Genomic DNA, 12,473 nt, shown 5'->3' with positions numbered 1-12,473 from the left:
CCAGCGATCCGAAGGCCCTCACGATGTCCGGCACCACCCGCACCAGCGCGGATCTCGATCCCCGCCGCCGCCGCACGCTGTTCCGCGCCTGGCACCGGGGCATCCGCGAGATGGACCTGATCATGGGGCGCTTCGCCGACGCCGAGATCGGCAGCATGAGCGATGCGGATCTCGACCTGTTCGAGGGCCTGATCGAGGTGCCGGACCGCGACCTGTTCCGCTGGCTCGTCGGGGAGGAACAGGTGCCGGGAAACTACGACACGGCGCTGTTCCGCCGTCTCAAGGCGTTCCACAAGCACGACGCGCCGATCCATTCGTAGCGGATCGGCGCCCGGGCCGGGCGATGCCTAAAGGTCGGGTTCGTTGACGACGTAGGGGCCGATGCGGCTCATCAGGTCGATCGGCGCGCCCGCGCGGCGCCCCTTCGCGCCGTCGATCACCAGGACCGGGATGCCCTGGTCGCGGACCTGCGCACGAAGCCGGGCTGCGAGGCGGGCATAGCTCGAATCGCGGCGCGACGAGGTCTGGAGCAGGATGGCGGCAGGCCGGGCGATCACCGCCAGCACGTCCGCCGCCGCCTCGAGGGAGACGGTGACGCTGGCATAGCCGAGCTCGGCCAATTCTCCGGCCAGGGAGTGATCGATGGCACGGACACCATCGTCGACGACGAGCACTTGTTGCAGCGCACCCATAAGATCGAGAGCTACCCCATCGCAGGCCACTTGGGAAGAGAGCTGAGCTTTAAACCCTCCGCCAACGGTTTGGTTCGCCGGCGCCCTTTGCAGATGCGAAAATAAACCCTTTCGATGAGCGTCCGATGAACCGCGCGGCCGGCGCCATCGATCGTACCGGGCACAGGCGCGGGCACGGGCGGCCAAGGCCCTGGCGACGCTGAGCTTTCGGAACGGTTTCGTTTCACGGGCGAGGATGCGCGGTCGAGGGATGCGCCGGGCGGGCACGCGGCACCGCCGCGCCGGATGGTGCGGCGCGGGGCGGCCCGAGCGGCCGCTCAGGCCTCGGTCACGGCGATCCCGGTTCCGGCAAAGCGATCGACGCGGAAGCGCGAGGCGCGAAACTCATCGGCTTCGGACGCGCCGGCCTCGCCGCGTTGCACCAGGGCCGTCGCGCAGGCCTGGCCGCGGAAGGCGAGGCGGCCGTCGGGCTCGCGGCGCAGGTCGAACAGGGCGGGGGGCAGGGCGCGGTGGCCGGGCTCGGTGAGCGCCCCGGCGAGGCCCGGCCCCTTGCGCCTGACCGAGAGGATCGCATCCTCGTCGAAGGCCAGCACATCGAGCACCGGCCGTGCCGGGTCCGGTCCGGGCGGAGGCACGGGCCCGGGCGCACGGCGTGCGAGGACGACCGAGCGCAGCGTCGTCGCGGGCAGGGCGTCGAGCGCACCCTCCAGGAAGGCCGGGGCGACGAGATGGGTCGGGCGCGGATGCGCCAAGCTCTCGATCAGCGCGCCTCCGTCGAAGACCGGCATCGTCTCGAGGTCGGCGCCGACGGCGAGCGCCGCGCCGAGGCCGGTGACGATCCCGCGCAGATCCGAGGGCGGCAGCAGGGTAAGGATGCGGTCGCCGGGCTCGATCCGGGCCGAGACCAGGTGCGCGGCGACCGCCGCGAGCAGGGCGTCGCCCGTCCGGTGGACCGGCCGCGCCGGATCGCCCGCCACGAAGCTGACGAGGCCGCCGCCGGTCTCGGGCAACGCAACGGCGCCCCCGGCCCGGTCGAGGGCGAGCGCGTCGAGGTTGATCACGCCGTCGGGCACGGCCGGGCCGAAGGCGGCGAGATAGCGCAGGCCGAAATAGCCGGCCGCGATCCGGCACATCGCCTCCGCCGGGCGGCCGGCCCCGACATGGGTCTGGGTCAGCACCGCGGAGAGGCCGGCCGCCTGGATGCCGGCCGCCGCCTGCGCCTCGGTCCAGGACGCGGGCAGCGGGCAGGGGACGTGCCCCGCCGCCTCGACGGCGAGGTGGGCGATCAATCCCTCGGTGCTTCCGGGAAACCACAGGCCGATCCGGCTTCCCGGCGGCAGCCGCCACGTCCGCAGGGCCCGGCCGAGCCGCCCGACGATCTCGGCCGCCGTCCCGTAGGTCCAGGTCATCGGCGGCCTGTCGCTCCAGCCGCGCTTGGGCGCGGCGTCGGAGAAGGCGAGGCGGGCGGGGTCGAGGCGGGCGGTTCCGGCGAGCAGCGCGCACAGCCCCACCCGCGGAAGGACGACCTCGGCGGCGGCCGGCGACCGCACCGGCTCGCGGGCCGCCGTCCGGGGCAGGGGGCGTCGATCGGCGGCCGGCCCCCATCCGGCGGTCGACGGCTCGAGGGAGGGCTGCGCCGCGCTCACGGGGTTCTCGAACTCCATCCGAAGGGCGTCGCCCGACATCCCGCACGGGGACGGCTGGCCATCGATGCAGGTTTAGGGTTAACCCCCGCCTAAGGCCGACCCGCGGATGTCCCGCATGCGCGGGGCCGGGTGTCGCGGTGGGTGTCATGCCTTCGCCGCATTCGGCGGGGAATGCAGGCCGCCCGATCGCCCGGGACCAGCGCGGCGCCCTGTCGGACCGGCCGCCCGCGTCCCGCACCGCATCACGTTTTCCCGTCACGACGACGTCCTCTTCATCGACGAACTTCAAAGGGTCTGAGCCGATGTCCTTCGCCAAAAGCCCGGCGCTCCTGATGCGCGCCGCCGCGTTCCTTGCGCTCGCCGGCCTTGCCGGACCCGCCCTCGCCCAGCCGAAGAAGGCGACGCCGGCCCCCGCGGCCCCGGCGCCGGCGGCCCCCGCCCCGGCCCAGAGCACGCCGGCGGCCAACACCGCGGCGCAGACCGGCCCGCAGACCGTGACCGTGAAGTCCGAGCCGAGCCAGGCCGACTGGACCAAGGTCTGCGGCAAGGACGGCGGGTCGGGCACCGACATCTGCTACACCACCCGCGACTTCGTCTCCGACCAGGGCCAGCCGGTCCTCGCGGTCGCCGTGTACGAGATGAAGAACCCGGCCACGAAGCAGGAGGTGCGCGTGGTGCGCTACCTGCTGCCGCTCGGCCTGCTGCTGCAGCCCGGCATCCGCTTCACCGTCGACGGCCAGCAGAGCACCGCCGGCAAGTTCGCGGTCTGCTTCCCCAACGGCTGCTTCGCCGAGGCCGGCGGCGTCGATGCCGGCGTCGTCGCTGCGATGAAGAAGGGCACCACGCTCAACGTCTCGGTGCAGAACCAGACCCAGCGCGAGGTGACCTTCGCCGTGCCGCTCGCCGGCTTCGGCAAGGCCTTCGACGGCCCGGCCATGGACCCGAAGGTGCTCGAGGAGCAGCAGAAGAAGCTCCAGGCCGAGCTCGAGAAGCGCAGCGAGGACATGCGCAAGAAGCTGGAGCAGCCGGGCGCGGCCGGCGCCGGCGCCGCGGCGGCCCCCAAGCCCTGATTCGCGACCGCCGATCCCGCCGTCGGGATCGGCCCCTGCAAATTGACTTTTGCAAGAAGCCCGGCGCCCCGAAGCGCCGGGCTTTTCCGCTTCGGGGTGCCGGCATGATGCGATCGGCACAAGATCCCGTGATCACGGGATCGCAGCATGACCGGATCCCGGGATCACGGGATCATCGCCCCGGGGCGCGCCGGCCCGCAGCCCGCGACGCCGCGCGGCGGAACGGCCAGTCGATCGCGCCGCCGGCAAACAATCCGGCCCAGATCAGCACCGGTTGGAAGGCCAGCCGGGGGCCGTGGTACCACCAGGAATCCGGCAGCGGCGGCACCACGATCCCCTCGACCGCCTGCTTGATGTTGGCCGGCCAGACGCAGAGCGCGTAGAGCGCGAGCCCGATCCCGGCCGCCCGGCGCAGGGCCGGGCGCGTCAGCGCCAGCGCGCCCGCGACCTCGCAGAGCCCGGTGCCGAGGATCACGAGGCGCGGCTCCGGCACCCAGGCCGGCATGATCGGCATCAAGGTGTCGGGCGCGGCGAGGTGCACCGCGCCGACGAGGCCGTAGAGGCCGACCAGCCCGCGCCGCAGCCAGATCCGCCCGGGCGTCTCCATCGATCGCCCGCCCGTCATGCGACGACGCTGGCGGGAACGCCGCATTCCGCTGCGACGCGGTCGCGCAGGGCCGCGATCAGCCGCATCAGTACCGGGTGGTCGGTCGCGTAGGCGGTGTCGCCGATCGCCGCGACCGGTGCGACGAGCCGCAGCGAATTGGTGACGAGCACCGCGTCGGCGCGGCGCAGCTCGGCCCTCGTCGCGGACCGTTCCTCGCAGGCGAGCCCGCAGGCCGGCGCGAGGTCGGCGATCACGACGGCGCGCACGATGCCGGCCAGCACCCCGTCGCCGAGCGGCGGCGTGACCAGGCGGTCGCCGAACAGCGCGAAGACGTTGCCGGTGCCGGCGCAGGCGAGGTGCCGCCGCGTGTTGCAGAACAGGGCCTCGTCGAAGCCGGCCGCCCGCGCATCCCGCGCCGCGAGGATCGCGTCGCCGTAGCCGAGGGTCTTGAGCCGTGCCAGCGGCGAGGTCTCGTTCCGGGCGATGGCGGTGGGCCACAGCCGCAGGGGCGCGAACGCGATCCGGCGGTCGCTGACGGCCGCGGTCGCAAACAGCGTCGGGCGCGGATCGGGCGGCGGGGCGAGGCCGCGCGGGCCCGTGCCGCGGGTGACGGTGGTGCGGATCGCCAGGCGATCGCCCGTGGCGGCGAGCGCATGCATCGCCGTGCGGGCGGCATCGGCGGACACGGAGAAGCCCAGCCCTTCGGCCGAGGCGACGAGGCGGGCGACGTGCGCGTCCGCGAAGGCGACCCGGCCGGCCAGCGCCAGGGCCGTGTCGAAGACGCCGTCGGCCAGGGTCAGGCCGCGATCGGTCAGGTCGAAGGGCAGGGTGGTGCCGTCGATCAGGCGGCCGTCATGCCACAGCATCGCCGCCCTCCCCGGATGCGGGCCGCTCCCGCCAGTCGCGGGCCAGGCCGAGGAAGTTCGAGAAGATCGCGTGGCCGTTCTCGGTGAGCACCGATTCCGGGTGGAACTGGATGCCGTAGGTCGGATGGCGGCGATGCGACAGCGCCATCACCTCGCCCTCGGCCGAGCGCGCGTCGACGGTGAGGTGGGCCGCCATCGCCGGCTGCGGCGCCACCACGAGGGAGTGGTAGCGCCCGACCTGCATCGCCGGCGGCAGCCCGGCAAACAGCCGCTCCCCGCCATGCGCCACCGGCGTCGCCTGCCCGTGCAGGGGCTTCCGCGCCCGCTCGACGGTGCCGCCGAAGGCCGCGCCGATCGCCTGATGCCCGAGGCAGACCCCGAGGATCGGCATCCGACCCGAGAGCTCGCGGATCGCCGGCAGCGAGATCCCGGCCTCGGCCGGCGTGCACGGCCCCGGCGAGATCACCAGGGCGTCGGGGGCGAGCGCGCGGATGCCGGCCACGTCGAGGGCGTCGTTGCGCACCACGCGCACCGTCTCGCCCAGCTCCTCGAAGTAGCGGACGACGTTGAAGACGAACGAGTCGTAGTTGTCGACGACGAGGATCATGGGGTTTCCCGGTGGCCCCCGGCCGTCGCCGGCCGCAGGCATCGGCCGCGCCGCCGGCGACGCGCGGTCGCGCGCGCCGACCTCCGCTCGGATCTCCCCGTGCGGCCCCCGGTCGTCGCGCCGGCCCGGGCTCGCGCAGGCGCGCTCATGTTTCGAACGCCTCTGCCTCGAACGCCTGGAACACGCGGGCGGCCTTGGTCAGGGTCTCGTCGTACTCGGCCGCCGGCTCGGAGAGCAGGGTGACGCCGCCGCCGGCCTGGAGCACCGCGGTCGTCGCGTCCATGAACACGGTGCGGATCGCGATCGCGGTGTCGAGCGACCCGTCGAACCCGATCCGGCCGATGGCCCCGCAATAGAGCTCGCGCGCGTCGCCCTCGATCTCGGTGATGATGTCCATGGCCCTGAGCTTCGGCGCGCCGGTGATCGAGCCGCCGGGAAAGGTCCTCTCCAGCAGGTCGAAGCCGTCGAGACCGTCCCGCAACGTACCCGTGACGACCGAGACGAGATGGTGGATGCCGGCATAGGATTCCAGCCCGCACAGCACCGGCACCTGCACGCTGCCCGGCGCGCAGACCCGGGACAGGTCGTTGCGCAGCAGGTCGACGATCATGGTGTTCTCGGCGCGCTCCTTCGGGTCCGCGAGCAGCCGCGCGGCGCGGGCCGCGTCCTCGACCGGGTCGGGGCTGCGCGCGAGCGTGCCCTTGATCGGCCGGGTCTCGACCTGGCTGCCCTCGAGCTTCAGGAAGCGCTCGGGCGAGCTCGACGCGACGGTCAGCCCGTCGAACTCGAGATAGGCGCCGAAGGTCGCCGGGTTGGTCTCGCGCAAGCGGCGGTAGAACGCGAACCGGTCGAAGCCCGCGGGCAGGGCGGCGGTGAAGCGCTGGGCGATGTTGGCCTGGTAGATGTCGCCGGCCCGGATGTAGTCCCGCACCCGGTCGACCGCCGCCTCGTAGCGGGCGCGCGTGAAGTTCGAGTGCCAGGTCGGCGGGGCAGCGCGCGGGGGCAGGGCGGCCGGCTCCGGCGTCGCCCCGCTCAGGCGATCGGCGAAGGCGGCGAGCCGCGCCTGCGCGCGGGCCTCGCGCCGCGACGGCTCGGTCTCCGGGAAGCCGGTGGCGGCGAGGCGGCAGGTGCCGGCGCGGTGGTCGATGGTGAGCGCGACGTCGTGGAGGTCGAAGGCGGCGTCGTCCGTCAGCCCGGCCCGGCGCGCGGGCGGGACCACCCGCTCCAGCGCCTGCCCGAGATCGTAGGCGCAGTAGCCGATCGCGCCGCCGGAGAACGCAGCCCCCTCCTCCGGGCCGAGCCGGTAGGGCGCGAGGCAGGCGCGGAGCGCCGCCATCGGCCCGCCGGGGACGGGCCGCCCGTCCAGCGTGGCGCGGCCGTCGCGAAACCGGAAGCGGGCGAAGGGGTCGGCCGCCAGGATCGAGACCCGGCCGAGGGTGTCGTGCCGCATCGCGCTGTCGAGGAAGGCGAGGCCGGGCCAGCGGCGCAGCCGCATCGCCGCCGCGACGGGGTCGACGAACGGGATCTCCCGGGTCCAGATCTGTTGCGCCGCCATGTCCTGCGCTGTCGCGTCCGGTTCGAGGGCGACGGGTGCCGGCCCGTCGGTGGGTCCGAAGGCCTCGCACAGGCGGTAGCCCCTGGGAAGCCGCAGCCGATGCCGCAGGGTTTTGCGACCGATGCGCCCGACGCAATCCCACTCGGCGCTCGGCCGCGCGCCGGCGGGGGCTCGCGCGGGCGCCGCGATCCCGCTATAGCGATGCCCCATCACGAAAATTCGGGCCGAAGATCGGGATGTCCCCCATCCTCGGATTCTCGAGGCGTCCGACCTGGCGGCGTCCACGCCGCACGAAGGCAGCATGACCGCATCCGCTCTTCCGTCCGATCCGACGCCCGCAAGGGTCTCGGCCGCACCCAAGATCTCGTTCGTCTCGCTCGGCTGCCCGAAGGCGCTGGTCGATTCCGAGCGGATCCTCACGCATCTGCGGGCGGAGGGCTACGAGCTCGCCCGGCGCCACGACGGGGCGGACGTGGTCATCGTCAACACCTGCGGCTTCCTCGATTCGGCCAAGGCCGAATCGCTCTCGGCGATCGGCGAGGCGATGGCGGAGAACGGCCGGGTCATCGTCACCGGCTGCATGGGCGCCCAGCCCGACGAGATCCGCGACAAGTACCCGAACCTCCTGGCCGTCACCGGCCCGCAGGCCTACGAATCGGTGGTGGCCGCCGTCCACGAGGCGGTGCCGCCGGCCCACGACCCGTTCCTCGACCTGGTGCCGCCGCAGGGCGTCAAGCTGACCCCGCGGCACTACGCCTACCTGAAGATCTCGGAGGGCTGCAACAACCGCTGCACCTTCTGCATCATCCCGTCGCTGCGCGGCGACCTCGTCAGCCGCCCCGCCGGCGACGTGCTGCGCGAGGCGGAGAAGCTGGTCAAGGCCGGCGTGAAGGAGCTGCTCGTCGTCTCGCAGGACACCAGCGCCTACGGCGTCGACCTGCGCTACGCCGAAAGCCCGTGGCGCGACCGCGCGGTGCGGGCGAAGTTCTACGATCTCGCCAAGGAACTCGGCGAGCTCGGTGCCTGGGTCCGGCTGCACTACGTCTACCCCTACCCGCACGTCGACGAGGTGATCCCCCTGATGGCGGAGGGGAAGATCCTTCCCTACCTCGACATGCCGCTCCAGCACGCCTCGCCGACCGTGCTCAAGCGCATGCGCCGCCCGGGCAACCAGGAGCGCCAGCTCGAGCGCATCCGGCGCTGGCGCGAGACCTGCCCGGACCTCGCCATCCGCTCGACCTTCATCGTCGGCTTCCCCGGCGAGACCGAGGCCGAGTTCTCGGAGCTGCTCGACTGGATCGGGCAAGCCAAGCTCGAGCGCGTCGGCTGCTTCACCTACGAGCCGGTGACGGGCGCGCTCGCCAATTCCGTCGGCGCGGCGGTGCCGCCGGAACTGCAGGCCGAGCGCAAGCGCCGCTTCATGGAAGCGCAGCAGCAGGTCTCGCTGCGCCTGCAGAAGGCGCGCATCGGCAAGCGCCTGCCCGTGATCGTCGACACGGTGGGGGCCGACGGCATCAAGGGCCGCTCGAAATACGACGCGCCCGAGATCGACGGCACCGTCCACGTCGCCAGCCGCCGGCCGGTGCGCCAGGGCGACATCGTCACCGTGAGGATCGAGGCGGCCGACGCCTACGACCTGCGCGGCAGCGTGGTCTGAGAGCGGGTTTCGAAAGGGATCATCCCTTTCGTGGGTCCAGGGCGAAGCCCTGGTGCCTATTCGTCGGGCTCCGCCCGACACCCGCCAAAGGGATGATCCCTTTGGAATCTCAAATCCGCGATCAGGCCTCGCGCTCGGTTCGCTTGACCGCGGCCCAGGCCGCCTCCATCGCGGCGAGGTCGGCATCCGACAGCGTCCCGCCCGCGGCCTCGAGCCGGGCGGCCATCGCGGTGAAGCGGCGCACGAACTTGTCGTTGCCGGCCCTGAGCGCCGCCTCCGGGTCGATCCCGGCGTGCCGGGCGAGGTTGGCCACCGAGAACAGCAGGTCGCCGATCTCCTCGGCCACGGCCTGCCCGTCGTCGCCGGCGAGCGCCTCGGCGACCTCGTCGGCCTCCTCGCGGACCTTGGCGACCACGTCCGCCGCATCCGCCCAATCGAAGCCGTAGCCGGCCGCCCGCCGCGAGATCTTCTCGGCCCGGGTCAGGGCCGGAAGCGTCCGGGCGACGCCGTCGAGCGGTCCCGCCGGGGCGCGGGACGGCTTGGCGGCGCGCTCGGCGGCCTTGATCGCCTGCCACTGCGCCTCGACCGCGCGCGCGTCGCGGCGCGGGCTGCCGGCCGGGAGCAGGGTCCCGTCGGGCTCGAACACGTGCGGGTGCCGCCGCACCAGCTTCGCCACGATCGTGCGCGCGACGTCGTCGAGATCGAAGGCGCCGGCCTCCTCGGCCATCCGGGCGTGGAACACCACCTGCAGCAGCAGGTCGCCGAGCTCCTCGCGCAGGTCGCCGAGATCGCCGCGCGCGATCGCGTCGACGACCTCGTAGGCCTCCTCGAGGGCGTAGGGCGCGATGCTCGCCGAAGTCTGGGCGACGTCCCAGGTGCATCCGCGGTTCGGATCGCGCAGCGCGGCCATCACCCGCCTCAAGGCATCGAGCGGCGCTTCGGCCATGCGTCACGGCTCCTCACGGGGTCGGCCTGCCCGACGCCCACCGGCCGCAGGGGTAGACCGGCACGGCCGCGAAATCACCTGCGCGAGCCTCGCGGCGCACGCCGCCGCTCCCGGTCCGGCTCCGCGCTTCCGGCGCGCCTTTGGGGACAAAAGCGGCATATTCCTTGTGTTCCAAGTGGACATTCTGAGGGTTTCGGGGTGTTCGCCAAAGCGAACGACACCGCAGGAGGCCTAGGAAATCTATCAGAAACGATTCTCAGAGAGTCTGTTCTGAAGGTTATATGGGGCGCCGAAAACCCTATCCCCGACAATGGCTTGGTGGGGGTTCTCGCATCCGACTCTGCGTAGGTCCGCATCCGACTCTGCGTGGGATCGCATCGAAGTCTGCGTGGGATTCCCGGGAGGCCGCATCGGAGTCTGCGTGGATCCGCATGCGATTCGGCGTGATTTCACGCCAAGGGCGGTGGGGAATGGGGACAAGTCGGCGGCCCCTGCGCGTATCGAACTCTGCGTGGCCGGCCGGCGGTCGCGACCCCGCATCGAACTCTGCGCGGCGCGCATCGACCCACCCCCACGCATCGGACGCCGCCCGCGAACCCCTGGGGGACGCCGCCCGCGAAACCTTGGGGGGAGGGGAAGCGTGGATAGCCGGGATAACCCGCCCGCCCCCGGGGACTCCGGGCCGGCAAATCGTGTCATGACCATCGTGCCCCGGCCCGATGCGGCCGCGGGATCGGGCGCTTGCAGGTGCGGCCCGGGCAGGGATGGTCCGCGCAGCGCGGTCGCGGAGTTTCGGAACGGGCATGGGGATCCAGGACAGACTGGCCGGCATTCGCGACGCCGACCTCCGCGCGGAGGTCGAGGCGGCGCGTGGCGGCTTCCTGTTCGCCCAGATCGTCGAGCACATCCTGCACCGGCAGCAGGTCCGCGACGCGGAGGCCTCGGCCAAGGGCGCGGTCGCCGGCCGGCGGGCCGGGATGGGGCGGGACCAGCGCCGGCGCGACGCCGTGCGCGAGGTGATCGAGAACCAGCCGACCGTGCCGGAGAACCTCCAGCACATCCATTCGGTGCTCGCGCTCTGCGGCCTGCCCTACCGCGATCCCGGGCCGGTGCGGGAATTCTCGCGCGATTACGGCCGCAACTCGCTGAACCTCGTCGCCGGCCGGCTGAAGAGCCCGATCACCGGCGAGATGGAGCCGCAGGGCCTGCCCTACGGCCCGAAGGCGCGGCTCGTGCTGCTCCACCTCTGCACCGAGGCCGTGCGCCAGCGCAGCCCGACCATCGCGGTCGCCGATTCCCTCTCCGGCTTCATGCGCGAGATGGGTTTTGCCGTCACCGGCGGCGAGCGCGGCACGATCCGGCAGTTCAAGGAACAGCTCAACCGCCTCGCCGCCTGCTCGATGCAGATCGGCCTGTGGGACGGGCACGACCAGGCCAGCACCCTCAACGTGCCGCCGTTCCGCAGCCTCGACCTGTGGCGGCCCACGGCCCGGGACGGGGCCAAGGATGGGATGAGGGAGGGGGCGAGGGACGGGGAGGGCGCGGCCTGGTCCCGCACCGTGCAGTTCCACCAGGACTTCTACGACAACCTGATCCGGCACGCCCTGCCCGTCGACATCCGGGCGGCGCGGGCCTTCTCGGGCTCGGCGCGCAAGCTCGACCTGCTGTTCTGGGTCGGCTACCGCCTGCGCGCCCTGCAGCGGCCCCTGAGGCTCACCTGGACCAACCTGCACGGCCAGTTCGGCGCCGAGAACGCCTGCATCCGCAGCTTCCGGCAGGCGTTCAAGACCGACATCGCCCACCTGTGCGAGGTCTTCCCGAAGCTGCCGATCGCGCTGGACGACGGCGGCATGACCTTGCAGCCGGCCGATCCCGGCATGCTCCTCGTCCCGCCGCGCAAGGGAATACGGAAGGCGTCGGCAGGGAAGGACGCGGCAGCCTGAGGGAACGGGCATCGCCTGACTGATCTATTCTCTTAGTACGCTTCCAGGAAACGTCACCTCCATTCCCTCAGCGGAGCAAAATTCCGAGGCAAAACAATCTTCCGTTCGAGCGCGATGCCTGATATTCCATATCTGAGTATCAGGGAAGATGCGGGCCCATCATGGGATTGTCGGAAGCGGAGATCGAGGCGCGGCTCGCGAGCCTGCGGCGCCAGCGCGACGCCCTCGAGCGCGAGATCGCCGATCACGTCCTCTACCTCGAGCTCGGCCGTCGCCTGCGCGGGGGCGAGCCATCTCGGGCGATCGAGGCGCCCGAGGATCACGTCCCGCCGGAGCCCGACGCACCGCGCGCCGCCGGCGCCGCCCTCCGGGCCGAGCCTCCCGCTCCCGCTCCCGCTCCCGAGCCATTGCCGGAGCGGGTGCCCGTCGCGTTCGAGGTCGATCCCGTCGGCGCGCGCCGCTACGGCCGCGCCCTGGTCGAGGCCGCCTGCGGCATCCTCGTGCGCGCCGGCCGGCCGATGCATGCGGGCGAGATCCTGGAGGCGCTCGTCGCGGAAGGGTTCGCCGTCCCCGGCCAGGATCCGGTCGCGGCGCTGAACACGCGGCTGTGGAAGCGCGCGGGCCCGCACGGGCCGCTGCGGCGGCTCGGCGACGCGATCTACGCGCCGGCGCTCGATCTGGATCGGGGCTGAGGCGGATCCGGCGGAAGGGCGCCTAGTCGCGGCGGTCGTTGCCGGCGGTTACGCGCTGCGCCCGCGCGCTGCGGAGATCCCGGCCGACCTCCAGCACGAACATCCGCAGCGAGATGCCGCTGAACAGCACGATGGCGCAGACCAGCACGGCGGAGACGAGGGTCTTGGCGGTCGAGACGTCCACGGCGAAAG

The 12,473-nt window shown here is 72.7% G+C and carries 13 protein-coding genes; 5 read left to right on the top strand and 8 right to left on the bottom strand.

All coding sequences use genetic code 11. The features are described from left to right. Window positions 1-23 precede the first annotated feature (23 nt). Window positions 24-320 (top strand): succinate dehydrogenase assembly factor 2, encoded by a 297-nt coding sequence (locus MKK70_RS03890; protein WP_147729745.1) that lies wholly within the window; start codon window positions 24-26, stop codon window positions 318-320. A gap of 27 nt (window positions 321-347) precedes the next feature. Here MKK70_RS03890 and MKK70_RS03885 read toward each other — a convergent pair whose 3' ends face one another. Both MKK70_RS03885 and MKK70_RS03880 read right to left on the bottom strand, forming a co-directional pair. Beyond that, window positions 348-692, bottom strand: coding sequence for a hypothetical protein (locus MKK70_RS03885; RefSeq protein ID WP_147729746.1), 345 nt, complete (start codon window positions 690-692; stop codon window positions 348-350). A gap of 317 nt (window positions 693-1,009) precedes the next feature. After that, complete coding sequence (locus MKK70_RS03880) at window positions 1,010-2,356, bottom strand: AMP-binding protein (protein WP_243945907.1); 1,347 nt, start codon at window positions 2,354-2,356, stop codon at window positions 1,010-1,012. A gap of 284 nt (window positions 2,357-2,640) precedes the next feature. Here MKK70_RS03880 and MKK70_RS03875 point away from each other — a divergent pair, with 284 nt between their 5' ends. Then, complete coding sequence (locus MKK70_RS03875) at window positions 2,641-3,408, top strand: invasion associated locus B family protein (RefSeq protein ID WP_243945906.1); 768 nt, start codon at window positions 2,641-2,643, stop codon at window positions 3,406-3,408. A gap of 172 nt (window positions 3,409-3,580) precedes the next feature. Here MKK70_RS03875 and MKK70_RS03870 read toward each other — a convergent pair whose 3' ends face one another. From MKK70_RS03870 to pabB, 4 genes are all read right to left on the bottom strand, one after another. Next, entirely contained in the window at window positions 3,581-4,015 is a 435-nt protein-coding gene (locus MKK70_RS03870; RefSeq protein WP_147844675.1) for a DoxX family protein, read from the bottom strand. 14 nt (window positions 4,016-4,029) lie between these two features. Then, window positions 4,030-4,881, bottom strand: a complete 852-nt coding sequence (locus MKK70_RS03865; RefSeq protein ID WP_243945905.1) for an aminotransferase class IV — start codon at window positions 4,879-4,881, stop codon at window positions 4,030-4,032. Further along, a complete protein-coding gene (locus tag MKK70_RS03860) occupies window positions 4,868-5,488 on the bottom strand; it encodes an anthranilate synthase component II (RefSeq protein ID WP_147729349.1) in 621 nt (206 codons plus the stop codon). The genes MKK70_RS03865 and MKK70_RS03860 overlap by 14 nt, the downstream gene beginning before the upstream one ends. A 145-nt stretch (window positions 5,489-5,633) precedes the next feature. Next, window positions 5,634-7,043 carry an aminodeoxychorismate synthase component I gene (gene pabB / locus MKK70_RS03855; RefSeq protein WP_243945958.1) on the bottom strand — a complete coding sequence of 470 codons (1,410 nt, stop codon included), beginning with the start codon at window positions 7,041-7,043 and terminating at the stop codon, window positions 5,634-5,636. Window positions 7,044-7,344: 301 nt separating this feature from the next. Here pabB and rimO point away from each other — a divergent pair, with 301 nt between their 5' ends. Beyond that, entirely contained in the window at window positions 7,345-8,700 is a 1,356-nt protein-coding gene (gene rimO, locus MKK70_RS03850; RefSeq protein ID WP_243938454.1) for a 30S ribosomal protein S12 methylthiotransferase RimO, read from the top strand. A 121-nt stretch (window positions 8,701-8,821) separates the two neighbouring features. Here the strand turns inward: rimO and mazG are convergent, their stop codons facing one another. Beyond that, window positions 8,822-9,646: a nucleoside triphosphate pyrophosphohydrolase gene (mazG, locus tag MKK70_RS03845; protein ID WP_243945904.1), complete on the bottom strand. Its 825-nt coding sequence runs from the start codon at window positions 9,644-9,646 to the stop codon at window positions 8,822-8,824. Window positions 9,647-10,449: 803 nt separating this feature from the next. On the opposite strand from mazG, the gene MKK70_RS03840 reads away from it, so the two are divergent. Then, window positions 10,450-11,589, top strand: a complete 1,140-nt coding sequence (locus tag MKK70_RS03840; RefSeq protein ID WP_243945903.1) for a replication protein RepA — start codon at window positions 10,450-10,452, stop codon at window positions 11,587-11,589. 161 nt (window positions 11,590-11,750) lie between these two features. Beyond that, on the top strand, window positions 11,751-12,281 hold the full coding sequence (locus tag MKK70_RS03835) for a winged helix-turn-helix domain-containing protein (RefSeq protein ID WP_243945901.1): 531 nt from the start codon (window positions 11,751-11,753) through the stop codon (window positions 12,279-12,281). Between the two features lie 22 nt (window positions 12,282-12,303). Here the strand turns inward: MKK70_RS03835 and MKK70_RS03830 are convergent, their stop codons facing one another. Further along, a complete protein-coding gene (locus tag MKK70_RS03830) occupies window positions 12,304-12,465 on the bottom strand; it encodes a hypothetical protein (protein ID WP_187274950.1) in 162 nt (53 codons plus the stop codon). Between the last annotated feature and the right edge of the window lie 8 nt (window positions 12,466-12,473).

Source organism: Methylobacterium sp. E-041, from assembly GCF_022829665.1.
Classification (GTDB): Bacteria; Pseudomonadota; Alphaproteobacteria; order Rhizobiales; family Beijerinckiaceae; genus Methylobacterium.
This window is presented reverse-complemented; position numbering and strand designations above follow the sequence as displayed.